At 73.6% G+C, this 24,048-nt stretch carries 22 protein-coding genes and 2 pseudogenes; 11 read left to right on the forward strand and 13 right to left on the reverse strand.

Annotation, left to right across the window (positions count from 1 at the left end):
- Nucleotides 1–14: 14 nt before the first annotated feature.
- Nucleotides 15–134, forward strand: coding sequence for an RICIN domain-containing protein (locus AB0P35_RS10155; protein ID WP_363509366.1), 120 nt, complete (start codon nt 15–17; stop codon nt 132–134).
- 117 nt (nt 135–251) lie between these two features.
- A complete protein-coding gene (locus AB0P35_RS10160) occupies nt 252–1,685 on the forward strand; it encodes a non-reducing end alpha-L-arabinofuranosidase family hydrolase (protein ID WP_363508982.1) in 1,434 nt (477 codons plus the stop codon).
- A gap of 269 nt (nt 1,686–1,954) precedes the next feature.
- On the opposite strand, the gene AB0P35_RS10165 is transcribed toward AB0P35_RS10160, so the two are convergent.
- Nucleotides 1,955–2,923: a glycoside hydrolase family 16 protein gene (locus AB0P35_RS10165; protein WP_363508985.1), complete on the reverse strand. Its 969-nt coding sequence runs from the start codon at nt 2,921–2,923 to the stop codon at nt 1,955–1,957.
- A 549-nt stretch (nt 2,924–3,472) separates the two neighbouring features.
- Between AB0P35_RS10165 and AB0P35_RS10170 the strand changes: the two genes are divergently transcribed.
- Nucleotides 3,473–5,623, forward strand: a complete 2,151-nt coding sequence (locus AB0P35_RS10170) for a bifunctional polysaccharide deacetylase/glycosyltransferase family 2 protein (RefSeq protein WP_363508988.1) — start codon at nt 3,473–3,475, stop codon at nt 5,621–5,623.
- 74 nt (nt 5,624–5,697) lie between these two features.
- On the opposite strand, the gene AB0P35_RS10175 is transcribed toward AB0P35_RS10170, so the two are convergent.
- The 3 genes and pseudogenes from AB0P35_RS10175 to AB0P35_RS10185 all read right to left on the reverse strand — a co-directional run.
- A complete protein-coding gene (locus AB0P35_RS10175) occupies nt 5,698–6,246 on the reverse strand; it encodes an alpha/beta hydrolase (RefSeq protein WP_363508991.1) in 549 nt (182 codons plus the stop codon).
- A gap of 356 nt (nt 6,247–6,602) precedes the next feature.
- Nucleotides 6,603–7,301 (reverse strand): annotated as a pseudogene (locus tag AB0P35_RS10180) (alpha/beta hydrolase); the annotation flags it as partial.
- A gap of 193 nt (nt 7,302–7,494) precedes the next feature.
- Nucleotides 7,495–7,596 (reverse strand): annotated as a pseudogene (locus AB0P35_RS10185) (precorrin-6A synthase (deacetylating)); the annotation flags it as partial.
- A gap of 227 nt (nt 7,597–7,823) precedes the next feature.
- Here AB0P35_RS10185 and AB0P35_RS10190 point away from each other — a divergent pair.
- Nucleotides 7,824–8,342 carry a hypothetical protein gene (locus tag AB0P35_RS10190; protein WP_363508994.1) on the forward strand — a complete coding sequence of 173 codons (519 nt, stop codon included), beginning with the start codon at nt 7,824–7,826 and terminating at the stop codon, nt 8,340–8,342.
- Here AB0P35_RS10190 and AB0P35_RS10195 read toward each other — a convergent pair.
- The 3 genes from AB0P35_RS10195 to AB0P35_RS10205 are packed head-to-tail and all read right to left on the reverse strand — an operon-like array spanning nt 8,335 to nt 10,123.
- The gene (locus AB0P35_RS10195) at nt 8,335–9,165 is read right to left on the reverse strand and encodes a nucleotidyltransferase domain-containing protein (protein WP_363508997.1); all 831 of its coding nucleotides are present in this window, start codon (nt 9,163–9,165) and stop codon (nt 8,335–8,337) included. The two genes, AB0P35_RS10190 and AB0P35_RS10195, sit on opposite strands and share 8 nt — an antisense overlap.
- Nucleotides 9,166–9,190: 25 nt before the next feature.
- Nucleotides 9,191–9,667, reverse strand: a complete 477-nt coding sequence (locus AB0P35_RS10200; protein WP_095875261.1) for a GNAT family N-acetyltransferase — start codon at nt 9,665–9,667, stop codon at nt 9,191–9,193.
- 51 nt (nt 9,668–9,718) lie between these two features.
- Nucleotides 9,719–10,123: an ankyrin repeat domain-containing protein gene (locus AB0P35_RS10205; protein ID WP_363509000.1), complete on the reverse strand. Its 405-nt coding sequence runs from the start codon at nt 10,121–10,123 to the stop codon at nt 9,719–9,721.
- 320 nt (nt 10,124–10,443) lie between these two features.
- Between AB0P35_RS10205 and AB0P35_RS10210 the strand changes: the two genes are divergently transcribed.
- The 3 genes from AB0P35_RS10210 (at nt 10,444) to AB0P35_RS10220 (ending at nt 12,970) form a co-directional block, all read left to right on the forward strand.
- Entirely contained in the window at nt 10,444–10,638 is a 195-nt protein-coding gene (locus AB0P35_RS10210; protein ID WP_095871811.1) for a hypothetical protein, read from the forward strand.
- 91 nt (nt 10,639–10,729) lie between these two features.
- Nucleotides 10,730–12,310, forward strand: a complete 1,581-nt coding sequence (locus AB0P35_RS10215) for an FtsK/SpoIIIE domain-containing protein (protein ID WP_363509003.1) — start codon at nt 10,730–10,732, stop codon at nt 12,308–12,310.
- Between the two features lie 285 nt (nt 12,311–12,595).
- A complete protein-coding gene (locus tag AB0P35_RS10220) occupies nt 12,596–12,970 on the forward strand; it encodes an RNA polymerase-binding protein RbpA (protein WP_030276069.1) in 375 nt (124 codons plus the stop codon).
- A gap of 155 nt (nt 12,971–13,125) precedes the next feature.
- Here AB0P35_RS10220 and fxsA read toward each other — a convergent pair whose 3' ends face one another.
- From fxsA to AB0P35_RS10250, 6 genes are all read right to left on the reverse strand, one after another.
- Entirely contained in the window at nt 13,126–13,692 is a 567-nt protein-coding gene (fxsA, locus tag AB0P35_RS10225) for an FxsA family membrane protein (RefSeq protein WP_363509006.1), read from the reverse strand.
- A gap of 55 nt (nt 13,693–13,747) precedes the next feature.
- Complete coding sequence (gene lnt, locus AB0P35_RS10230) at nt 13,748–15,403, reverse strand: apolipoprotein N-acyltransferase (RefSeq protein ID WP_363509009.1); 1,656 nt, start codon at nt 15,401–15,403, stop codon at nt 13,748–13,750.
- 132 nt (nt 15,404–15,535) lie between these two features.
- A complete protein-coding gene (locus AB0P35_RS10235) occupies nt 15,536–16,366 on the reverse strand; it encodes a phosphatase PAP2 family protein (RefSeq protein ID WP_363509011.1) in 831 nt (276 codons plus the stop codon).
- A 40-nt stretch (nt 16,367–16,406) separates the two neighbouring features.
- Nucleotides 16,407–16,976, reverse strand: coding sequence for a TetR/AcrR family transcriptional regulator (locus AB0P35_RS10240; protein ID WP_095875263.1), 570 nt, complete (start codon nt 16,974–16,976; stop codon nt 16,407–16,409).
- 232 nt (nt 16,977–17,208) lie between these two features.
- Entirely contained in the window at nt 17,209–18,822 is a 1,614-nt protein-coding gene (locus tag AB0P35_RS10245) for an amidohydrolase (RefSeq protein WP_363509014.1), read from the reverse strand.
- Nucleotides 18,823–18,852: 30 nt separating this feature from the next.
- The gene (locus tag AB0P35_RS10250) at nt 18,853–19,293 is read right to left on the reverse strand and encodes an Lrp/AsnC family transcriptional regulator (RefSeq protein ID WP_095871815.1); all 441 of its coding nucleotides are present in this window, start codon (nt 19,291–19,293) and stop codon (nt 18,853–18,855) included.
- Between the two features lie 260 nt (nt 19,294–19,553).
- Here AB0P35_RS10250 and AB0P35_RS10255 point away from each other — a divergent pair, with 260 nt between their 5' ends.
- From AB0P35_RS10255 to AB0P35_RS10270, 4 genes are all read left to right on the forward strand, one after another.
- A complete protein-coding gene (locus AB0P35_RS10255) occupies nt 19,554–19,967 on the forward strand; it encodes a hypothetical protein (RefSeq protein ID WP_144298573.1) in 414 nt (137 codons plus the stop codon).
- A gap of 391 nt (nt 19,968–20,358) precedes the next feature.
- Nucleotides 20,359–20,946 carry a hypothetical protein gene (locus tag AB0P35_RS10260; RefSeq protein WP_095871817.1) on the forward strand — a complete coding sequence of 196 codons (588 nt, stop codon included), beginning with the start codon at nt 20,359–20,361 and terminating at the stop codon, nt 20,944–20,946.
- 381 nt (nt 20,947–21,327) lie between these two features.
- Nucleotides 21,328–23,265 (forward strand): AAA family ATPase, encoded by a 1,938-nt coding sequence (locus tag AB0P35_RS10265; protein WP_363509370.1) that lies wholly within the window; start codon nt 21,328–21,330, stop codon nt 23,263–23,265.
- Between the two features lie 75 nt (nt 23,266–23,340).
- A complete protein-coding gene (locus tag AB0P35_RS10270) occupies nt 23,341–24,030 on the forward strand; it encodes a YoaK family protein (protein ID WP_363509019.1) in 690 nt (229 codons plus the stop codon).
- The last annotated feature ends 18 nt before the right edge of the window (nt 24,031–24,048 follow it).

Here is a 24,048-nt window from a genome sequence, read left to right on the forward strand (position 1 = left end):
ACGGCTCCTACACCCTGACCAACGTCGCCAGCGGCCGGGCCCTGGAGACCCCCGGCAACCAGACCGCCAACGGCACCGCCGTCCAGATCTGGGACTCCTGGGGCGGCGCCAACCAGCACTGGAACTTCCGGTGAGCTGAGTCGCAGCAGGCGCGTGCCCCCGCCGGACGGCGCCGGCGCGCGTAGGTCAGCACCACAGGTGAGCGACAAGAGAGTCCCATGACAGTTCCAGCCTTTGACAGAGGAGGTCCCATGCGCGGACGAGGTTCCAGCCGCAGGCGGCTGTCCGTGCTGCTCACCGCCGCGGTCGCGGCCGTGGCGGCACTGGCGGCGGTGCTCGGCGCCAACCCGGCCCAGGCCGCCACCACCGGCGCCTTGCGCGGTGTCGGTTCCGGTCGGTGTCTCGATGTGCAGAACGCCAGCCAGGCCGACGGCGCGTCCCTGCAGATCTACGACTGCTCGGGCGGGGCCAACCAGCTGTGGACGTTGACGTCCGGCAACCAGCTGACCGTGTACGGCAACAAGTGCCTGGATGTTGCGGGCCACGGCACCACGAACGGTACCCGGGTGCAGATCTGGTCCTGCAGCGGCGCCGCGAACCAGCAGTGGCGGGTGAACGCCGACGGCACGGTGGTCGGGGTGGAGTCCGGGCTGTGCCTGGACGTTTCGGGCGCCGGCACGGCCAACGGCACGGCCGTGCAGATCTGGACGTGCAACGGCGGCGGTAACCAGAAGTGGACCGGCCTGTCCGGGTCGCCGACGCCGACGCCGACGGGCGGCACCTGTACCCTTCCGTCGACGTACCGGTGGTCCTCGACGGGTGCGCTGGCGCAGCCGGCGAACGGGTGGGCGTCGGTGAAGGACTTCACGAACGTGGTGTACAACGGCAAGCACGTGGTCTACGCGTCGAACGTGTCGGGATCGTCGTACGGCTCGATGATGTTCAGCCCGTTCACGAACTGGTCGGACATGGCGTCGGCCGGGCAGAGCGGGATGGGCCAGGCCGCGGTGGCGCCCACGCTGTTCTACTTCGCGCCCAAGAAGATCTGGGTGCTGGCGTACCAGTGGGGGCAGTGGCCGTTCATCTACCGCACGTCGAGCGACCCGACCAACCCCAACGGCTGGTCCGCGCCGCAGCCGCTGTTCACCGGCAGCATCCCCAACTCCGGCACCGGCCCGATCGACCAGACCCTGATCGCCGACGGCCAGAACATGTACCTGTTCTTCGCCGGCGACAACGGCAACATCTACCGCGCGAGCATGCCGATCGGGAACTTCCCCGGCAGCTTCGGCTCGTCCTACACCACCGTCATGAGCGACACGGTGAACAACCTGTTCGAGGCGCCGCAGGTCTACAAGGTCAAGGATCAGAGCCAGTACCTCATGATCGTTGAGGCGCAGGGTGCGAACGGGCGCTACTTCCGCTCCTTCACAGCCACCAGCCTCAGCGGTTCGTGGACCCCGCAGGCCGCCACCGAGAGCAACCCCTTCGCGGGCAAGGCCAACAGCGGCGCCACCTGGACCAACGACATCAGCCACGGCGACCTGGTCCGCAACAACCCCGACCAGACCATGACCATCGACCCCTGCAACCTGCAGTTCCTCTACCAGGGCAAGTCCCCCACCGCGACCGGCCCCTACGACCGACTGCCGTGGCGGCCGGGCGTCCTCACCCTGCAGCGCTGACCTGTCCGATCCGTGGGGATCGAGTGACGCACGCTGATCTGATGGAGCTCTCCCGATGACTCCCACCTGCGGTTTTCCAGGTGGGAGCCATCGGCCGCCTGAGCGCGTGCATTCTGTCCCGGGGCGCGCTGGCGTGCCGATGTCCCCAGGGGAACCGGGATTACGCCGCCCGCCGCCAGTGCGGGTTTCCACAACGACTCGTTGAACCGGGCGCCTACGGCGAAGGACGGGCCGGGGGTCGGACCCGTCCTTCGTCGTTCGGGCCGGGCTCAGGACTTCGGCAGGGTGTCCACGAAGTCGGTGCCGGCGCTGTAGAAGCCGTCCACCGTCTTCTGGACGTCCGTGTAGGAGACGGCCGCGGCGTCCTTGTAGTAGAACCAGTTGATCTTCAGGTTCCAGGTGCGCTGTCCGCCGAGGGACGGCAGCAGGTCGATGAACCAGTTGCTGAAGTGGACGTCCATCTTCTCGCGCGGAACGTACTTGCCGGTGCTGGTGAACAGCTCCTTGCCGTCCATGGAGTAGGTGGCCTTCCCGTCCACGGCGGTGACCATCATGATGTGCCAGCCCCCGAAGCGCTGCTTGTGCGGCTTGGTGACCCGGTCCGGCGGATCGGCCTTGAACCAGCTGGTGGTGTCGAGCTGCGGACCCGGCGTACCCCAACCGCCGTTCGGCATGTACTCGTAGTCGAGCTCGCTGTAGTTCGCCGAGTCGTCCGCGGGGGAGATCGGGAAGTAGGACTGGACGACGTGGTCGCCGTTCTTGCCGCCGGCCGGCTTGTCGCTGAGGTAGACCCGGGCGGCGAAGGTGCCGTTGAAGAGCTTGGTGCCGGTGCTCTGGATCTCGGCCTGCTTGGTGCCCTTCTGGGTGCCGTCGGTGGACGCCTGCAGTTGCAGGGTCCGGCTGCCCTGGGCGGTGGTGTCGGCGGGGAAGCTCGCGCCGGCGTCGGACCACGTGTCCTTGATCCCTGGGCCGCCCTCGCCGGTGCGGATCTCCCAGCCGTGGGCGGTGAGCGCGGGGTCGGTGGGACCGGTGTAGTGGAAGCTGTCGAACAGGGTTCCCGGCGGGCCGGTCGGGGTCGGCGAGGCGCTGGTCGCGGACCCGCCCTTCGCCGTGGCGGCGGCGCCGTCGCCGCCACCGGACGCCGGACCGCTCGAACAGGCGGTGAGCACGCACAGCAGGGTCGGGAGGGTGAGCACGCTCCACGCGCGGTGACGAGGGCTGCGGCGGGGCTGACTCACGCGGGCTCCTTGGGGCGTACCGATCACACGTGCGCACTGATCAGATGAGGGGGTCATCCTAACGGGACGCGCATGCTCCTCCGGCGCGCGCCCGTCCGGATCCGGAGGGACGGAGTCCGAGGCCATCGGTGCGTGTACGCCGGCATCCTTCCGGTCCGCGCCGACCGGCATCTCGATCCGATTACAACCCCCCGCCAGATCGGGCCAAACCAACCCATCGAACCCAATTCGATTCAGGCCGGTGCACTAACGTTCGCCGTACGCTCCCGCGGTCCACGTACTGAAAGGCGTCGCACGGTGCGCCCAGTCATCACCTCCATCGAGCGCGGATCGGCGCACCTGCCACAGCCCGACGTGCGCGAGCCGGGCTTCGAAGAGGCCGCTCCCGCACCGGTGTTCGTCGACCGGTCCGGTCTGCGCAGCCGCCCGCCCGGTCGCCCACACCCGTGATGTCGCCGTCACCCACCCCGTCGCACGCGCCGTCGACGCCCTCGGGCCGGTAGACCGAGCACCGCTGAACCGCCGCACCACCCATCTCCAGGAGCGTCAATGTCCCGCCACCAGCGCCGCCGGCAGTCCGTGCGGAGGCCGCGCCGACTGGCCGCGCCGCCGTTGCGCTTCTTCATGCCGCTGTCCCTGCTGGCGTGCCTGCTCCTGCTCATCGTCCTGCGCGGGCTGGCCACCAACGAGGTGTTCCACGACGCCCGGGTCGCCGACTCGGCCGACAAGACGACCGTGCCGACGGACCTGCTCAAGGGCGGCCCGATCATCGACGCCCGCGGCGACCGGAACGACCACCCGGTCAGCTACAGCATCCCGGACCGCACAGTCGTCCTGAGCTTCGACGACGGCCCCTCGGCGGAGTGGACCCCGAAGATCCTGGAGATCCTCGAGTCCCGCCACGTCCACGCGGACTTCTTCGTGACCGGCGCCATGACCGCCCGCAACCCGGACCTGATCCGGAAGATCGTGGCGGGCGGCCACGAGATCGGCCTGCACAGCTTCACCCACCCCGACCTGGCGTTCCAGTCGCACGCCCGGATCAGCTGGGAGATGGCCCAGACGCAGCTGGCACTGGCCGGCGTCGCCGGGGTGCACAGCTCGCTGTTCCGCCCGCCGTACTCCTCCAACTCGGCCGCGCTGGACGACTGGAGCTACCCGGTGATCAAGTACCTGGGCGCCCAGGGCTACGTCACCGCCTTCATCGACCACGACACCGACGACTGGAAGCGTCCGGGTGTGGACGCGATCGTCAAGGAGGCGGTGCCGGCCAAGCCCGGCGCGGGCGAGCTGATCCTGCTGCACGACGCCGGTGGCGACCGCTCCCAGACCGTCGAGGCGCTCGGCGTGCTCATCGACAAGCTGAAGGCCGACGGCTACCGCTTCGCCACCATCACCGAGGCACTCGGCGCCTCCAGTGCCACCACGCCGGTGCACGGCTTCCAGCTGTGGGCGGGCAGGGGCTACATCTGGGCCACCCAGCTGGGAGTGCGCACCCTGCCGGTGCTGATCGCGCTGCTGGCCGTGGTCGGCTTCCTGAACTTCGGCCGGTTCGCGCTGATGCTGGTCCTCGCTCCGATCCACGCCCGCCGCGCCAAGCGGCTGGACCTCTGGGGCGAGCCCGTCACCGAGCCGGTCACCGTGCTCGTCCCGGCCTACAACGAGCGCGAGTGCATCGCCAACACCCTCAACTCGCTGGCCGCCAGCGACTACCCGATCGAGGTCATCGTCATCGACGACGGCTCCTCGGACGACACCGCGGACATCGTCGAGGAGATGGACCTGCCGTTCGTCCGGCTGATCCGCAAGGTCAACGGCGGCAAGTCCAGCGCGCTCAACGTCGGCATCGCGGCCGCCTCGCACGACATCGTCGTGATGATGGACGGCGACACCGTCTTCGAGCCGTCCACCGTGCGCGAGCTGGTCCAGCCCTTCGGCGACCCGGGGATCGGCGCGGTCTCGGGCAACGCCAAGGTCGGCAACCGCGACACCCTGATCGGCGCCTGGCAGCACATCGAGTACGTCCTCGGCCACAACCTGGACCGCCGGATGTACGACATGCTCGGCATCATCCCGACCATCCCCGGCGCGGTCGGCGCCTTCCGCAAGGAGGCCCTGCAGGCGGTCGGGGGGATGAGCGACGACACCCTCGCCGAGGACACCGACATCACCATGGCGGTGCTCTGCGAAGGCTGGCGCGTCGTCTACGCCGAGCGCGCCCGCGCCTGGACGGAGGCCCCCGCCAGCCTCCAGCAGCTCTGGTCCCAGCGGTACCGCTGGAGCTACGGCTCGATGCAGGCGATGTGGAAGCACCGCCGCGCCGTCACCGCCCGCGGGCCGGCCGGTCGCTTCGGCCGCCTCGGGCTGCCGATCGTCGTGATGTTCGGTGTGGTCGCCCCGCTGCTGGCGCCGCTGGTCGACATCTTCCTGCTGTACGGCGTGTTCTTCGCGGACGCCCAGCTGACCCTCACCAGCTTCGGCGGCTTCCTGGCGATCCAGGCCGTGCTGTCCTGGTACGCCTTCAAGCTCGACCGCGAGAAGCCCTGGCACCTGATCAGCCTGCCGACCCAGCAGCTGGTCTACCGGCAGCTGATGTACATCGTCCTGCTGCAGTCCGCGATCACCGCGGTGACCGGTGGCCGACTGCGCTGGCAGAAGCTCCGGCGCACCGGCGAGGTCGCCGCACCGGTGGAGGCGTGACCGAGAGCACTTCCTTCGGGTGGTTGCGGCACTCCTGACGGCTCCCACCTGCGGGAGACGGTGTCGGCGTCGGTTCAGGAGACGGTGCCCGCCATCCCGCCCCCGCCGGCGGCGACGCCGCCGTGCGGCTTGGACAGGGAAAAGGGCGACGTGTCCGCCTCGCACACGGTTCCGGGCGGCGGGAGGGTGCCGTCGACGAGGTACCGGCTCTCGTGCGCCTGGATGCAGCTGGTGGGGTTGAACAGCACGGTGTGCCCGTACCCGTTGTTGGTGAGCAGGCGGGCGTTGGCCAGCTCCTTGGCCATGGCCTGCGCGTTCGTGTAGGGAGTGGAGGGGTCGTGGACGGTGTTCGCCGTGGGGTTGTTCCACGGGCCGCTGTACCGGTCGGCGGCCTGGGCCGGCCAGGTGGAACACGGCTCCGCGGCCCAGGTCCAGAAGCATCCGGCGTCGCCCGCACGGGCGGCGGCGGCCTCCTCCAGTTCGTGGTAGACGGCGGGGTCACGCGGATTGGGGCTGTCGCCGCAGAGGACGGCGCCCCCTTGTTCGTCACCCTGTACGGAGTCGGATTCGGGGCCGGCGGCGGGGGCGGCGGGGTGGACGGCTCCGGGGCGCGGCCCTCCCACAGCTCCTGGAGCCGGCCGGCGAGGTCGGCCCAGCCGGGGTTGGCGATGTAGAGGCTGTTCACCGCGTCGCCAACCGTGGCGGCATAGGTCCACGCGCCCACCGGCTGCGTCCGGAGCCGCTGCATCAGCTGGTCGAACTTGGCCCGGGTCGCCTCCGGGCCGCCGGCGGAGAAGGCGCAGTGCGCGGTGGTGGTGGACCCGCACAGGGTGAGGAACTCGTCCAGGGTCGCCGCGGCCGTCACGTCCGAACCCATCCGCAGGAAGGTCGGCAGCCGGGCGTCGTCCGAGCCGTGGTTCGTCCAGGCCTGCGGGTCGATGTTGCTGTCCAGGACCATGGCGCGAACCTCGTCGGGGTAGAGGTTCGCGTAGGTCGCCCCGAGGATCGTGCCGTAGGAGACCCCGAGGTTGAGCTGCGGCTCGCCCACCGCCTGGCGGAGCCGGTCGAGGTCGTGGGCGGTGTCGGCGGTCGACACGTGGCGCAGGAGCTCGGGGTCACGCCGCTCGCAGCCCTCGCCCAGCTCCTTGTACGCGGCGATCCAGCTCGCCCGCTCCTGCTCGCCCACCGGGAACCCTGCCGGTCTGGTCGCTGCCCGGGCGGCGGCCTCCTCAGGGCCGCCGAAGCAGTCGACCGCAGTGCTGTTGCCGACTCCGCGGGGGTCCCAGCTGACGATGTCGGACCGTTCCCGCACCTCCTGCGGGAGGTCCTCGTAGTTCTGGGGCACCTGCACCGTCCCGGGGCCACCGGGGCCGCCGGGGTTCACGAACAGGGTGCCGATGCGCCGCCCGGGGTCGGTCGCCACCCGCCGGACGACTGCCAGGCCGATGGTGCGACCACCGGGGTTGCCGTAGTCCAGCGGTACCTCGGCGGTGGCGCAGTCGAACGGGCTGTCGACTACGCAGGGACTCCAGTCGAGCTGGGGGACGGGAACCGACGGTGACGGCATACCGTCGGCCCCGGCGAGCTCAGGCACCGTCACCGCCGTCGAGCAGATCACCGCTGCGGCGAGAGCCGCCGCACGGCGCCGGCGGCCCGCTGCGAATCCGCGTATCGACATGCTCCGTCTTCCTCTTCACCGTTGAGGGTCCGGTGCAGCCGATTCCGTGCGCACCGATACGTCCGTGTGCACAACGACACGGTGTCCCGGCGACGGGCGCGAGCCGATCGAGACCGAAGGAGGCCGCGACAGGCTGTGACGACCCTCGTGTCCCTCGGAGAGGCCTCAGACCTCGGAGCGCCACAGCAGGCAAGCTGTCCACGATCCAGCCCTTCCGCGCCCGCGCCTCCTCCCCCAGCGGGCCGGCGACCAGGATCTCGTCGGGCGTGCAGAGGTACGCGCCGTAGAAGATCTCAGCAGCCGGCAGCGCACAACGCTGACGGTCGATCACCAGTGATCGCTGGTCAGCGAGGCAGGTCGGCACAGGGTTGCCGGTCACATCGGGGACGTGTCACTCCTCGTACTACTGGCGCACAGTGATCTGAGCCGGCGGCGGCCGCTGTACACCCCCTGCTGCCCGCCGGGTCGGACAATCCGAAAATCCGTCCACCGCCGGGGCGGGCTGCCGTAACTTGGCCGCCCGTGACTGCAACCGTCCCGAGCCGAAGACTGCTGCCCGCAGCCGGCCTCCTCGCCCTCGCCCTGTTCGGTACCGCATGCGACCCGGCGGACACCACCACCGGCACCGCCGCTCCCCCGCCCGCCGCGGCCTCGGCGGCGCCGACCGCGCCGGCCTCCTCCGAGGCCCCGTCGCCCGCCGGATCCCCGGCCGCGTCCCCGAGCGAATCGCCGACACCGAGCCCCGCCCCGAGCACCGCCCCGCCCACCGCCGCGGCACCCGCGCCCGCGCGCACCGCCGCGCCCGCCCCGGTCCGGACGACCGCGCCGGCCCGGACGACCGCCGCCCCCCAGCCTGCGCCCACCACCGCGGCCGCGCACCACTGCGCCCACCACACCACCGGCGCCTGCGGCTGGGACCTCGGCGTGAGCCCGGCGTCGAGCGGCGAGACGGCCGAGTGCAACGACGGGACGGCGTCCTTCTCCGCGACCTTCTCCGGCACCTGCTCGCACCACGGCGGCGTCCGCTACTGGTTCAAGTGACCCGCGCGGCCGGCTGACCGCCGGCGACCACCTCGGCGGTCAGCGCCGCGGCCTCCGCCAGGGCGGCGGCCCCGGCCCGGAACAGCCCGTGTGCCCGCTCGGCGAAGCGCTCGGGCGCCCCGGGCAGCCGCCCGGCCGCGTCCACCGCGCCCTTCTCGTTGACCAGCCACCGCCCGGCCCGGCCGTGCAGGGCGTGTGCCAGCAGCCCGACCACCCGGAACAGGCAGCCGTGCAGGTAGGCGATGTCGTGCGGGGCCTTGGCGGCGTTGGCCAGGGTGAACGGCGCCTCCCAGCGGGCCGCCGCCACCAGCGCCGCGCCGAGCGCCGGCGGGTACGGGGCGAGTTCGGCCCGGAGCCGGGTCAGCTCGCCGGTCGGGTCGGCCAGCACCCGGCCCAGTGCCAGCTCGCCCGGGTAGGCGTGGGAGGCGAAGCCGAGCGGGTGCCCGGGCTGGACACCGGTCTCGTAGCGGCCGGCCCGGGCCTCGGCCGCGTGGTGGCGCACCCGGTCGATGTCCCGGTAGATCCAGTCGACCCGGGCGCCGCCGATCAGCAGCCAGGCGCCGCCGTCCACCCACGGCCCCCAGCCGCCGGGTTCGGTGACCTCCACCGGGCCGTCAGCCGTCCGCGCGGCCAACTCCCGCAGTGCGCCGGTGTCCGGCGTGCCGCGGTAGTAGAGGCCGAGGTCGGTGTCGGAGTCGGGGCGGTGCGTGCCGCGGGCCCGGCTGCCGCCCAGGCAGACGCCCACGATCCCGTCCACGGCGGCCAGTTGGGCCGCGAGCTCGCGGATCGGTGGCTCGGCGGGCAGGTCGTCGTTCGGGTCCACCCGCCGATGGTCCACCACCTCGCGGTCAGCCGTCGAGCGGCTTTCCCATGCAGACGCTCTGCTCGGAGTGCTTGTAGTAGCCGAACTTGGTGATCGGCAGGTAGCCCTCCGAGGCGTACAGTGCGATCGCCTCGGGCTGCTCGGTGCCGGTCTCCAGGACGAGTCGGGTGCGGCCGGCCTCGCGCGCGGTCGCCTCGAGGTGGCGCAGCAGGGCGCGGGCGAGGCCTCGGCCGCGGGCCCGCTCGACCACGTACATCCGCTTGAGTTCGGCGTCGCCGTCGCGGAGCCCGTCGGCGTCGGACTCCTTGGCGCGCCAGCCGCCGCAGGCGACCGGGTCGCCGTCGAGGTAGCCGACCACGAACAGGCCGTAGGGCGCGTCGAAGTGGTCCTCGTGCATCGCCGTCTGGTCGATGTCCCCGTAGCGGCGGACGTACTCCTGCTGCACCTCTGCGGCGAGTTTGGCCGCGTCCGGGTGTCCGTAGCCGGTGGTGCGCAGCTCCATGTCCGAGGTCTTCGAGGTGTTCGCCATGGTCACCCAGCCTACGGGGGGCGGTCAGCGGCTCTCGAACCGGGCGACCAGTGCGTCCTTGCCGAACATCCGGGCGGTGTCCAGGGCGGAGGGCGTGCCGGCGGTCGGGTCGGCGCCGCCGTCCAGCAGGGCGGTGACCACCTCGTCGTGCCCCTTGAACACGGCGCCGGCGAGCGGGGTCTGGCCGCGGTCGTTGGCCCGGTCGGCCTCGGCGCCGTGCTTCAGCAGGGCCTGCACCGCGGCGGCGTGCCCGTGGTAGGCGGCGAGCATCAGCAGGCTGTCGCCGCGCTCGTTGGTGAGCTCGGCGGGGGCGCCGGCCTCCAGGTAGGCGGCGAGCAGGTCGGCGTCGCCGGCGCGGGCGGCGTCGAAGAGCTTGCCGGCCACCGCCACGACCTCGGCGTCGGGGGTCTGCGGGGTGTCGTCGGTCATGAGCGGCCCTTCCTGACTGCGCTGCCGGGCGCACCTCGGGTGCGCGAATAACGGTACGCACCGTAGCGGACCGGGGCCGCGGCCCGTCCCGGTCCCGGGGTCACGCATCCGTTCGAGCGAATTTACCGGTTCCGCCGAGGGCGATCACCGCGTGGGGGGACGCCTTGGAGCGCACGGCCGGGGCTCGGTACGCATACCTCCGATGCACCGGACGGGAGCAGATCCATCCGTTTGCCACGTTCCATCATCTATTACTTTTTGTCACGATTAAGACACTTTCGGTAACGCTGTCCCCACCCCCCTCACGAGGAGCTGACCACGTGATCCTCTCCATTTCCGGCATCGTCCTCTTCGGCACCATCGCCTTCCTCTTCTTCCGCCGGGACGGGCTCAAGGTCTCGCACGCCCTGGTGTGCGCGCTGTTCGGCTTCTACGTCGCGGGCTCCTCGATCGCCCCGAGCATCACCGCCGGCGGCGCGACACTGGCCAGCCTCATCGGCGGCATCAAGTTCTGACTTCCACGGTTCGGCCGCGGCCCGGGAGCGGACCCCACCGCCCCGGGCCCGGCCTCTTCCCACCCCTGTCCCACCGCTCGGGGAGCCCGCCATGTCCCTCACCCGCCATCTCAGCCGCGGACGTGACCTCGCCCGCACCGCAGGCGACCACGCCGCCGACATGTTCGCGCCGCTCACGCTCATCGGCCGCGGGCTGCGCCACCACCTCGAATGGACGAAGAGCCGCTGGGCCGCGACCCCGAAGGAACGGCGCGGTCCCACGCTGTTCCTGACCGCCGCCCTGGCGCTCGGCGTCTTCCTGCTGCCGCACGGCCTGCTGTTCACCCTGGTCGCCCTGATGGCGAGCGCCGCCTGGACCGGCCGGCGGCCCAAGGCCGCACCGGACCCCGAGCCGGACGCCGGCGACCTCAAGCTCGCCGCGCTGTACGCCGCCCTCACGCCGTACCTCGCCGGGCCGGACGACATGAGCCCGCTCTACACCCTCGACGGGCAGTACAAGAACGCCTTCAGCGGCTGGGAGTTCGACTCCGACGGCCGGCTCGCCGCCCTGGAGATCGCCTACCCGGCGTACTTCACCGACACCGAGCCGGCCGCCCGGGCCCGGATCGAGCAGGTCGTCCAGGGCAAGGCGGGCCGGGCCCGCGAGTACCGCTTCGACTGGGACGAGGAGTCGAACCGGCTGCGGGTCACCGCGCTCGCCCCGCTGGCCACCGACATCTGCGCGCAGCGCTTCGTCACCGCGCCCGGCGAGATCGTGCTGGGCTTCACCGACGCGCTCGGCAGCAGCCGCACCATCCCGGTCAACCAGGCGGGCACGATCGCCCAGCAGCCGCCGGTCGTCTGGCGGGTCGGCCCGCGCACCGCCGAGCCGCACCTGCTGGTCCTGGGGTCCTCCGGGTCCGGCACCACCACCCTGCTGCGCTCGGTCGCGCTGCAGGCGCTGCCGCACGGCGACCTGGTGGTGATCGACGGCGCCGGCACCGGCGAGCACGCCTGCCTGGTGAACCGGCCCGGCGTGCACACCGTGGAGACCAGCCTGCACGGCGCGGTCGCCGCGCTGGAGTGGGCGGCCAAGGAGACGGAACGGCGGCTCGGGCTGCTGAACGCGGCCCGGCACAGCGGGGTCGCCGCCCCCGAGGAGGCCACCCGGCCGCTGTGGCTGCTGCTCGACCACCCCACCGAGCTCAGCGAGCTGGCCCAGGCCGAGGAGCGTCCCGACCCGCAGGACCTGCTGGAGATCCCGCTCCGGCACGGCCGGGCCGCCCGGGTCACCGTGGTGATCGCGGAGAACGTGGAGGCGATGGACCGGCTCCGCCCGACCGTCCGGGCCGCCACCCGCACCAAGGTGCTGCTCGGCCCCGTCACCCCGCACCTCGGCCGGGCCGCGCTCGGCGCCGCGCTCGACATCACCCCCGCCGCGCACACCCCGGCCGGCCGCGGCTACGCCCGGGTGGGCGGCGCCGCCCCCGTCCGGCTGCAGGTGCCGGCCACCGTGGACCCGCTGGACGAGGACGCCCCCGCCCAGCTCCGGGACGCGGTGATCGCCCTGCTGCCGCACCGCGACACCCGGACGGAGGCCCCGGCGCCGGCCGCGGCGACCGACCGGGCGGAGGAGCTCGGCGTGGAGCTCGGGAATGACGCCGGGACGGTCCGGCCGCGCCCGGTCTGGTGAGCCGTCCGCGGGCCCGGCGGCGGCCGGTCCCGCGGACCGCCGGGCGTCCGTTCGTGGAGCCCCCGGTGGGTCGTCCGGGTGATCGCTGTGTGCGCCAGGAGTGGTACGCAGGGTGACATCCCCAATCAGATGTGACAAATCGGGCGCTGATGGGTACAAACGTGGGCGGCACGACAGGCGACGCATGTCCCCGGACGGGAATCTTCGTCGACGGCCGAGCGTTGACCGAACGACGAAGACAGCGACCACTAGTCCTGTGGGCCATAAGCCCGGGAGGCACGATTCATGAGCGAGCGAGCTCTCCGCGGCACGCGACTCGGGGCCACTAGCTACGAGACCGACCGTGGTATCGATCTGGCTCCCCGCCAGACCGTCGAGTATGCATGTCAGAACGGACACCGCTTCGAGGTTCCCTTCTCCGTGGAGGCGGAGATCCCCTCGGTGTGGGAGTGCCGTTTCTGCGGCCAGGAGGCCGTGCTCCTCGACGGCGAGGAGCCGGAGGAGAAGAAGACCAAGCCGACGCGCACCCATTGGGACATGCTGATGGAGCGTCGGACGCGCGAGGAGCTGGAGGAGGTGCTGGCCGAACGGCTGGCCGTGCTCCGGTCAGGTGGCATGAACCTCGCGGTGCACCCGCGCGACAGCCGCAAGAGCGCGTGAGGTCCTCCCCCGGCGCTGCTGGGGGGCGGCACCGACAACCGCGAAGGGCCCGGACGATCCGTCCGGGCCCTTCGGCATGCCCGCGCACCGACGGCGGCCGGCACGCCGACGCCCCCGGGCGGGCGGCCCGGGGGCGTCGGGGAAGGCTGTGCGGATCAGTCGGTGATCGGCGGGCGGTACTCGGTGTCCGGACGCGGACCGGCGCCCGGCTCCACCACCTCGCCCTGGATCACCGTGCCGCCGGGGCGGTGGATGCGCAGCTGCTCCTGCAGCCGCATCGCGTCGGCGAAGCGGTCCTCACCGAGCGGCGCCGTCGAGTTCAGCACACCGCGGGCCGCCCGGCGGGCACCGGCCCGCCACAGCGCCCGGGTGGGCGGGAAGAGCAGCGTCAGCGCCAGCACGTCCGACAGGAAGCCGGGCACGATCAGCAGCACGCCCGCCAGGACGGTGAGGGTCGTCGCGGTCTGTGCCTGGCGCGGCTTCGGGTCGCGGCTCTGCTCGACGGCCGCGGAGAAGGCCTTGAGGCCCGCCCGCTTGATCAGCCAGCCGCCGATGAACACGCCGGCCAGCAGCAGCACCAGCACGCTGAACCAGCCGGCCACCGAGGCGACCACCGTCAGCAGCCAGATCTCCAGGACCAGCCAGCCGGCGACCAGCAGGGGCAGCACCCGGCGCAGCGTGCTGCGGCGTGCGGGCCGGACCGGGGAGGCTTGCTCGGACACGTACGAATCCACTCCGTCGCGGTGCTCTCCCACCGGCCGGACGCTCCGGCCGTGACTACGGCACCACCCGGTTCAACGGTTCCGCGTCCTCGGGTGTTCCGCCCGAGCGGCGCCGGCGGACCGCACCGGCCGCGACGACACCGCAGGCCAGCAGGCCCGCGACGGCCATCACCCACTCCGGCGCGGCGCCCACCCGGTCGGCCACCGTGCGGGAGTCGCGCAGCGGGACGGTGGCGTTCAGCACCGCGGGGGTGAGCTCCTGGGTGCGGGAGACCACGGAGCCGTCCGGGGCGATGACCGCGCTGATGCCGCTGGTGGCGGCGATCAGGACGGCCCGGCCGTGTTCCACGGCGCGCAGCCGGCTCATGGCGAGCTGCTGCTCGGTCTGGCCCTTGCGGTTGTAGGTGGCGTTGTTGGTCTGCACGACGATGACCCGGCCGCCGTCGGTGACGGTGTCGCGGACGATCTCGTCGTAGGCCACCTCGAAGCAGATGACGTCGCCGATCCGGGCCGGGCCCAGCTGCATCACGCCGTTGTGGTCACCCGGGTAGAAGTCGCGGGCGACCCGCTGCAGGCGCTCGATCACCTTGGACAGCTCCGCGCGGAACGGCACGTACTCGCCGAACGGCACCGGGTGCTGCTTGGTGTACGAGGCGCCGGGGCCGGTCACCGGGCTCCAGACGATGCCCTCGTTCTGGACGTGCTGCGCGTCCGGGCCGTCGACCAGGGCGCCGACCAGGGTGGGCACGCCGACCGCCCGGACGGCCTGGTCGATCCGCTGGTAGGCGGCCGGCTCGGAGAACGGGTCGAGGTCGGAGGCGTTCTCCGGCCAGATGACGATGTCCGGCTTGGGGGCGCGGCCGGCGGCGATGTCCGCGGCGAGCTTCTCGGTCTCGCTCGCGTGGTTGTCGAGGACCTGCATGGGGCGGCCCAGGAAGTCCATGCCGGGGCGCGGCACGTTGCCCTGGACCAGGGCCACCTTGACGGTGTCCGCGCCCGCGGTCGGCACCGGGACGACCAGGCCGGCCAGCAGCGCGGCCACCGCGCCGAGGCCCGCCAGCGCGGCGGCCTTCGGCGAGCGCCGGGGGCCGCGGCGCAGCCGCAGCACGGCCCAGGCCAGCAGGGTGCCGCAGAGCGCCACGGCGAAGGTCACCAGCGGGGCGCCGCCGAGCGCCGCCAGCGGGGTGAAGGGGCTGGCGGTGTTGGCGAAGGCGAGCCGGCCCCACGGGAAGCCGCCGAGCGGCAGCCGGTCCCGGGCCCACTCCTGGGTGACCCAGAGGCAGGCGCCCCAGAGCGGCCAGGTACGCAGCCGGGAGGTCGCCGCGAGGCCCGCGCCGAGCGCCGCCACGAACAGCGCCTCGATCACCGACAAGCCGACGGTGGCGTCCCAGCCGACCACCCGCAGCCAGGCGAGCAGGCCGAGGAAGAACGGCAGGGCGAAGGCGAAGCCCGTCCAGGCGCCCTGGCGGAGGGTGCGGCCTCGGGTCAGCAGCGACAGCGCCGCGACGCCGACGATCGACAGCGGCCACAGGTCGTACGGCGGGAACGCGGCGACCATGAGCAGGCCGGCGAGCACGGCCAGGCCCGTCCTCGGCAGGCCCGCGCGGATGCGGGCGAGCCGCCCGGGGCGATCGGCCCGCTCGGGCCGCGGGCGCGCGGCGGTGTCCGCCTCGTCCGCCACCGGCCGCTCCTGTTCCACCGGCAGTGCCACCTGTGCACCATCCCTCTGGCTGTACCGCCTGGTCCGTCGGTCCGCCCTGGTGGGGGGCCGTCCGAAGACGGTACCCCGGATCAGTGTGCCTCCGGATGGTCGGGGGGTGCGGGACGGGACCCGCCCGGACGGTCAGGAGGCCGGGGCGGGGGCGGGGTTCGGCACCGGTCGGACCGGGGCGGTGGCACGGCGCTGGCCGGGCAGCCGCAGCGGCGGCGGCGCCGCGGAGTCGGTCGGCGGGCGGAGCAGCAGCAGGGCCGCGCCGGTGAGGGCGATCGCCACCAGGCCGTCCAGCCAGTAGTGGTTGGCGGTGCCGACCACGACCAGGAAGGTCACCGCCGGGTGCAGCAGCCACAGCCAGCGCCGGCGGGAGCGGGTGGCCGCGATCAGGCCGACCGCGACCGTCAGCGCCCAGCCGACGTGCAGCGACGGCATCGCGGCGAACTGGTTGGAGAGACTGTCCGTGGCCGGGTCCCCGTACACCGCCGGCCCGTAGACCCGGGCCGTGTCGACGAGCCCGGTCGCCTCCAGCATCCGCGGCGGGGCCAGCGGCAGCAGCAGGTGCAGTGCCAGGCCGGCGCCGGTGAGGACGGTGAGCACCCGGCGTATCCACACGTAGTGGCCGGGGCGGCGCCAGTACGTCCAGAGCAGGAAGAGCACCGTCGCCGGGAAGTGCACCGTCGCGTAGAAGGCGTTCGCGGCGTGCACCAGCAGGTCGCTGTGGAGCAGCACGTGCTGGACGTCCGCCTCGCCCGGCAGGTGAAGGGTGCGCTCCAGGCTCCACACGTCGGCCGCGTTGCGGAACGCCCGCGGCACGTGGCCCTCCGCGGCGACCCGGCCCAGGCGGTAGACGGTGTACAGCGCGGCGATGAGGAGCAGCTCACGAACCGGGTGGGGGCGAACGGGGTGCGGGCGGACTGTCTGCGGCCGGGAGGCGGATGGCGGCGGGTCTGCGGGTGGCATGTCCGTCCTGGGGGGGAGGGAGTGGCTGTGGGGGGTGGGGTCAGAGGCCGAGGGCGGGGAGGACCACCGCGTCGACGTAGCGGGCGAGGTACTCCGGGTCCGCCTCGACGCCCTCCAGCAGCGGACGGGCGGCGAGCGCGCCGAGCACCATGTGCGGGACGAACGGCGCGGCAGGGCAGTCCGGGGCGAGTTCGCCGCGGTCGACGCCGCGGCCGAGCATCGCGGCGAGGGCCGCCGTCTCCGGCTCGACGACCAGCGTGCGGAAGGCGCGGAGCAGGTCCGGGTCCTTGTGCATCGCCTGGCCGAGGGCGCGCATCAGTGCGGCGTCCCGGAGGGAGGTCGCGCAGCGCAGGCGGAGGAGTTCGCGGAGGTCGCCGCGGAGGGTGCCGGTGTCGACGTCGGCGGCGGTGATCGGACGGCAACTGCGGAGGGCCGCCGCCACCAGCTCGGGTTTGCCGTTCCACTGGCGGTAGAGGGTGGCCTTGCTGGAGCGCGTGCGGGCGGCGATCGCGTCCATGGTCAGCGCGTCGTACCCCACCTCGCGGAGCAGCTCGATCACGGCCTCGTACAGCTCGCGCTCGCGCTCCTCGGAGAGACGGCTGCGGCGCACCTTCGGCTCGGCGTCCGGCGTCATGGCGACCTCCCGGCGAACGGCAAGGAACGAAACGGTTTCGTACTCACCCTACGCCTGCGGACGGACCGGGCTTACTTGGGGGACCGGGCGAAGAACAAAGGCGCGTGGGGGCACCTGATGTGGCTTCGCCTTGTTCGGAGGGCCGGCGCCTGTCCGGATTTCGCACCGCACCACGCGCAGCTGGCGTCGCTGCGCGTGGTGCGGTCGCTCAGGCCCGGTGGACGGTGCGGCCTCGGACGACGGTGCGGAGGCAGGTGGGGAGGGGGTGGCCGGGGGTGAGGTCGGGGAGGCCGGGGGTGCCGGAGCGGGGGTCGGTGGACCAGCCGGCGACGCGGGAGTCGGGGGCCTGGACGACCAGGTCGTCGACGTCCCAGACGGCGTAGCTGGCGACGGCGCCGGGTACCAGGACGCCGTCGGAGTCCCGGCCGAGGGCCCGCCAGCCGCCGCGGGTGTGGGCGGTGAACGCGGCCCGGACGGAGATCCGGTGCTCCGGGGTGCGGTGGAAGGCGGCGGCGCGGACGGTGCCCCACGGGTCGAGCGGGGTGACCGGGGCGTCCGAGCCGAAGGCGAGCGGGACGCCGGCCCGGAGCAGGGCCGCGAAGGGGTTGAGGGCCGCGGCCCGTTCCGCGCCGAGCCGCTGGACGTACATGCCCTCGGGCCCGCCCCAGGCGGCGTCGAACGCGGGCTGGACGGAGGCGGTGAGACCGAGTTCGGCGAAGGCCGCGATGGACTTGTCGTCGAGGTGCTCGGCGTGTTCGACGCGGTGCCGCAGGGCGCGGACGCGGTCGAGGCCGACCCGGTCGGCGGCGGCGCGGACGCCCTGGACGACGGCGTCGACCGCGGCGTCGCCGATGGCGTGGAAGCCGGCCTGGAGCCCGGCCGCGGTGCAGGCGGCGACGTGGTCGGCGATCTGCTCGGCCGTCAGGTAGGCGGTGCCGGTGACGGGGGCGTCGGGGGTGCCGGCGTCGCGGTAGGGGGCGTGCAGGCACGCGGTGCGGGAGCCGAGCGCGCCGTCGGCGAAGAGGTCGCCGCCGGCGCCGACCGCGCCGAGCCGGCGGGCGGTGTCGATGCCGCCGAGTTCGCCCCAGTAGCCGAAGACCTCGGGTCCTTCGCCCTCCGCGGCGAGGGCGAGGAGTTCGACGAGGTCGTCCTCGGAGGAGATGTCCGGGCCGGCGCACTCGTGCAGTGCGCCGATGCCGAGGGCGGCGGCCCGGGCGAGGGTGGCCCGCTGGGCGGTGCGGCGCTGAGCGGCGGTCAGGTGGGCGAGGGCGGTGCGGCGCACGGCGTGGTGGGCGTCGCGGCTGAGCGGGCCGTCGGGGTCGAAGCCGGGGAGGTCGGCGAGGCCGGCGGCGAGGGCGCGCAGGGCGGTGGAGGCGAGCGCCGAGTGCACGTCGGTGCGGGAGAGGTAGGCGGGGGCGCCGGCGGTGGCGGCGTCGAGTTCGGCGAGCGTCGGCGGGCGGCCCTCGGGCCAGCCGCTCTCGTCCCAGCCGTGGCCGATGAGGACGCCGTCGGTGGTGCGGGCGGCCGCGGCGATGCGGTCGAGGGCCTCGGCGAGGGTGGGGCAGCCGGTGAGGTCGAGGCCGGTCAGGGCGAGGCCGGTGGAGGTGGCGTGCACGTGGGCGTCGACGAAGGCCGGGGTGACCAGGGCGCCGTGGAGCTCCACCACCTCGTCGGCGGTGTCGGCGTACGCCTCGGCGGCTCCGTCGCTGCCGACCCAGGCGATGTGTTCGCCCTCGACCAGCATGGCGGTCGCGAAGGGGTCGGCGGGGCTGTAGACGTTGCCGCCGCGCAGCAGCACGGTGCGGTTGGTGCGTTCGGTCATGGGCCCAGTCTGCACCCCGGGGGCGCCCCGTCAGAGCTTCGGGGGTCGCGCCTCGTACGGGGTGGAGAGGACGACGGTGGTGCGGGTGGAGACGCCGGCGGCGGAGCGGATGCGGGCGAGCAGGTCCTCGAGGTCGCCGGGGGCGCCGACGCGGACCTTGAGGATGTAGTTCTCGTCGCCGGCGACACTGTGGCAGGCCTCGATCTCCGGGAGGCCGACGAGCCGCTCGGGGGTGTCGTCGGGCGCGCTCGGGTCGAAGGGCTTGACCGAGATGAAGGCGGTGAGCGCCAGGTCGACGGCCTCGGGGTTGACGATCGCGGTGTAGCCGCGGATCACCCCGCGCTGTTCGAGGCGGCGCACCCGCTGGTGCACGGCCGAGGTGGACAGGCCGGTGGCCTTGCCCAGGTCGGTGTAGCTCATCCGGCCGTCCTGCAGGAGCAGCTGGACGATGCGCTGGTCGAGATCCTCCACAACGCGCAAACCTACTCGATGGTGCGGGGCCGCGTCGCCACCGCGTCGGAACGCCGTCCGCGGCCACGCACCCCGGGGCCGGAGCGGCGTCCGGGGGCGCACGGGGGGCGGGCCCGGCGGCACATGCCGCGGGAATGTGGCGAAGGCCACAGTGCGTGCATCACCGTGCGCCGCCGTGCAGGGTTATGACCCCCCGTCGACGGGAAATGCTGGTGGTGGCCGGGTCCGACGAAGGCCCGGCCCGATCCGAGGGGGATCACATGCCTGCTACTGACCAGCGTCCGCGCAGCGAGGACGAGGAACGCACCGCGTTCGAGTACACCCTGGGGGTGGACCCGGGCGAGGCCGACACGTGGGAGATCGTCCGGGTGCATTGCCCGGCCTGCGACCGCCCGATCGCCCTGATCGGCGACGAGGAGCGGCTCCCGCAGCACGCCGTGCTGCCCACCGCCTGGCACCCCTTCTCCGCGGCGCTCTGCCCGGGCACCGGCGCGCCGACCGACGAGCTCGCCGAGTGCGAGGAGCCGGCGGAGGACGCGGGCGCCGGCCTGGCCGCGCTGCTCTCCCTGCCCTCCGAACTCGACTGGCGCACCCAGCCGTTCTCGCACGCCGGCGCTCCCGGCGACGGCCCCGTGCGGATCCCCGCGCAGCGTTCCCGCTCCGGCCGGCGCTGACCACCCGGCGGACGTGACCCCGGCGCCGGGGCGGTACTGCCCGGCGCACTCCCCCCGGCGGGGTGCCGCCCGACCGCCGGCCGCCCCCGCGGCCCCGGCCGTCCAAGCCCGTGCGGCACCGCCGTCTCCCCGCACGCACACGCCGCTCGGCGGGTCCCCCGTGCCCGCCGAGTGCGGCTCCGACGTGCCCGGACACCGACGCGCGACGCCCACCGCTCCGGACGGGGCACGGTCCGGCCGCGCCGCGGACCGGCGGGTGATCCACGGGTCGGCCGGGTTGACGGCGCCGCGCCGGGCTGCCGCCCGCAGGAGGGCCGCGCCCGGGCGACAGCGCGCGTGCCCGCTCCCGAGGTGCTCCGTTCCCGGTGGTGCGCCGCCGTAGGCTGGCGGCATGACGGAACTCGGTGATCTCGCGATCCGGCTGGCGGCGCTGCCGCCGTCCCTGGGCCCGGTCCGGCTGGTCGCGGTCGACGGGCACGCGGGCTCGGGCAAGACCGGCTTCGCGGACAAGCTGGCGGCGGAGCTCGGCGGGGCGCCCGTGGTGCACCTGGACGACCTGGCCACGCACGAGGAGCCCTTCGGCTGGACGGGGCGGCTGCACGACCAGGTGCTGGCGCCGTTCGCGCGCGGTGAGGACGCCTCGTACCAGGTCTACGACTGGGCGCGGCACCGGTTCGGGACGGAGCGCACGGTGCCGGCCGCCCCGGTGGTACTGGTCGAGGGGGTCGGCGCCGGGCGGCGCGCGGTGCGCCCGGTCCTCGCCCAGCTGTTGTGGATGGAGCTTGACGCCGCGTCCGCGAACGCCCGCGGGCTGCTGCGGGACGGCCCGGAACTGGCGGCGTTCTGGCAGAGCTGGATCCGTGCCGAGCGGGCGCACTTCGCCGCCGATCCGAGCCGGCCGCACGCCGACGTGGCGGTGGACGGGATCACCGGGAGGATCGTCCGGTGCACCCACGGTGAGCCCTCATCCCCCTATTGACCTGGGGTATCGCCAGGATTTAAGTTCATGGCGTCGCGAGATTGGTTGATCTCGCAACCTCTCGACACGGCATCTCCGGCTTGTTCCCCCGTGAGCCGGAGATGCCGTTCTGCGTCCGCGACCTCGTCGCCGGCCCCTCAACGCCCGCGCTGCCACGGATATTTGACCCGGCGCGGCACCCTTCCGGATCAGCTCCGCCCCGGTACGATTCCAGGCAGGCGCGTATGCGCCCCGGGGGCTGCGCGATCTGACGGATGGTCCGTCCGGCGATCCGTCGGCCGACCGGGCCTCGATGCACACTGCGGGGGGCGTGGGGTGACGGTGGACAGCGGCAACGGTTCGGGCGACACAGGACCGCACAGGCAGGCCGACCGGGCCTGGATGCGGGCGATGGACGCCTACGCGGCGGGCTCCTACGCCCGCGCCGAGGAGGAGTTCCGCGCGGCCGTCCGGCTCGATCCGGGCATGGCCGACGCCTGGCTGGGCCTGCACGCACTGCGCTGCGACACCTCGGGCGCGCTGCTCGCCATGCACCGCCACCGGGCCAGATTCGGCGAGCAGCGGCTGCGCCACCGGCGCCCGCTCAGCTCCTGGTACTGGCTCGGCTGGTGGGTGCAGCCGGTGCTGGAGGACACCCGCGACCTGGCCCTCGCACACGCCTCGCACTGGCTGGACGGCCGGCACCTCGCCGAGCTCGACCGCGCCCTGGCGGACTGCCCGCCGGTCGACGAGGACCCGTCGGTGCGCTTCCTGCACGCCTGCCGCTCCTACCTGGTCAAGGACTGGGAGCAGCTGATCCGGGACACCGACCGGCTGCTCGACGACCCGCTGCTCGGCATCGAGGCCGGCCTGTTCGGCGGCATGGCACGGGTCCGGCTCGACATGTGCGCGCAGGCGCAGGCCCCGCTGGCCGCCTCGCTGGCCCGCTGCCGCTCCGAGCAGCCGCAGCGCAAGGAGCTGCGCTACTGGCTGGCCCGGGCGTACGAGGGGGCGGGCCGCAGCGCCGCGGCGCTGCCGCTGTACCGGGCGGTGCACCGGGCGGACCCGGCGTTCATGGACACCGCCACGCGGCTCGCCGCGATCACCGCCGAGGACGGGGTGCTGGACGACCTGCTCGACCTGGCGGACGCGACGGAGGACTTCGACGGGCCGGACGGCCCCGACCTGCTGGACACCGTGGAGACGGCGCCGGAGGCGATCGCCCCGCTCGTCCTGCCGCCCGGCTTCGGGGAGCCCTCCGACCTCGCCGACACGCCCGGCTTCGACACGCTCGGCTTCGCCGGTCTCGCCGAGGCGATGGGGCGGGCGGAGCCCTCCGGTGCCGCGGCGCCGGCCGCCGCCGAGCCGGTGGCGGAGCGCTCGGGCGCCGCCGAGGCCGTGCCGGCCGCCGCCCCGCGGGCGCCCGGCGAGGCCGACACCGCGGGCGGGCCGGCCGCGGTGGGCGCCGCCGGGGTGAGCCTGCAGCAGGAGCTCGACGCGGCGCTCGCCGAGCTGGAGCGGATGGTCGGCCTGGACCCGGTGAAGCGCCAGGTCCGGGCGCTCTCGGCACAGCTGCGGATGTCCCGGCTGCGGGCCGAGCGGGGGCTGCCGGTGCAGCCGCCGAAACGACACTTCGTCTTCTCCGGGCCGTCCGGCACCGGCAAGACCACCGTCGCGCGGATCCTCGGCCAGGTCTTCCACGCCCTCGGCCTGCTCTCCGGCGACCACCTGGTGGAGGCCCAACGGGCCGATCTGGTCGGCGAGTTCCTCGGGCAGACGGCGGTCAAGGCGAACGACCTGATCGACTCCGCGCTGGACGGCGTGCTGTTCATCGACGAGGCGTACAGCCTCTCCAACTCCGGCTACAGCAAGGGCGACGCCTACGGCGACGAGGCCCTGCAGGTGCTGCTGAAACGGGCCGAGGACAACCGGGACCGGCTGGTGGTGATCCTGGCCGGCTACCCGGAGGGCATGAACCGGCTGCTGGCGGCCAACCCGGGTCTCAACTCGCGGTTCACCACCAGAGTGGACTTCCCGAGCTACCGCCCCGGCGAGCTGACCGAGATCGGCCGCAGCCTGGCCCTGACGGGCGGTGACGGCTGGGACGAGGACGCGGCGGAGGAACTCGCCTCGATCTGCGGCCACGTGGTCTCCGAGGGCTGGATAGACGAGCTCGGCAACGGCCGGTTCATCCGCACCCTCTACGAGAAGTCCTGCGCCTACCGCGATCTGCGGCTCAGCGCCCTCCGCGACCTCCCCAGCCGGGAGGACCTCGCCACCCTCCGCCTGCCGGACCTGCTCCAGGCGTACGGCGAACTCATCGACGGCCGCACCGGCTGAGCCTTTCCGGTGAGCGGCCCGGCCCCGGCGGCCCGGTCGCCGCCCCTCCCGTGCCCCGGGCTGGTACCAACAAGGGTGCCCGCGACGACCCGGCGCCCCGACCCGCACACCGTGGCGCTGCTCCTGATGACCGCCGTCACCGGCTTGGTCGAGGCCGCGAGCTTCCTGGGCCTCGGCCACGTCTACACCGCGGTGATGACCGGCAACATCCTCTTCCTGGGCTTCGGGCTGGGCGGCGCGCACGTGTCGGTGGTCGGCGCCGGGCTGGGCCTCGCCGCGTTCTCGCTGGGCGCGCTGCTCGGCCACCTGATCAACGACGGGCTGGTGCGGCGGCGCGGGGAGCTGTGGACACCGGTCGCGGTGGCCGGTGTGGGGATGCTGCTGGCGGTCGGTGCGGTGGCCGCGACCGGTGTGGAGAAGCAGCAGGACCTGCCCTCGGGCCGGGCGCTGGCGGTGCTCGCCGTGATGGCCCTGGCGATGGGTTGGCGGAACGCCATCGCGCTGCGGATCGCCGCCCCGGACCTGCCGACCACCGTGCTCACCCGCGGGCTGACCGGCCTGCTGCGGGTGCACGCCGAGATGGACTCGCGCGAGCGGCAGGCCGCCGCCGTGGTCGTGATGTGCGGCGGGGCGGCGCTCGGCGCCCTGCTGCTGCGGGCCGGCCCGGCGCTGCCACTGGCGGCCGCCGCGGCCGTGGAGCTCGCCTCCGCCGCGGTCTTCGCCGTCTACGGGGGACGGGAGAAGCACGCCGGCCCCGCGCGGTGAGCGCGGGGCCGGCGGTGC

Source organism: Kitasatospora sp. NPDC085879, assembly GCF_040686255.1.
GTDB lineage: Bacteria > Actinomycetota > Actinomycetes > Streptomycetales > Streptomycetaceae > Kitasatospora.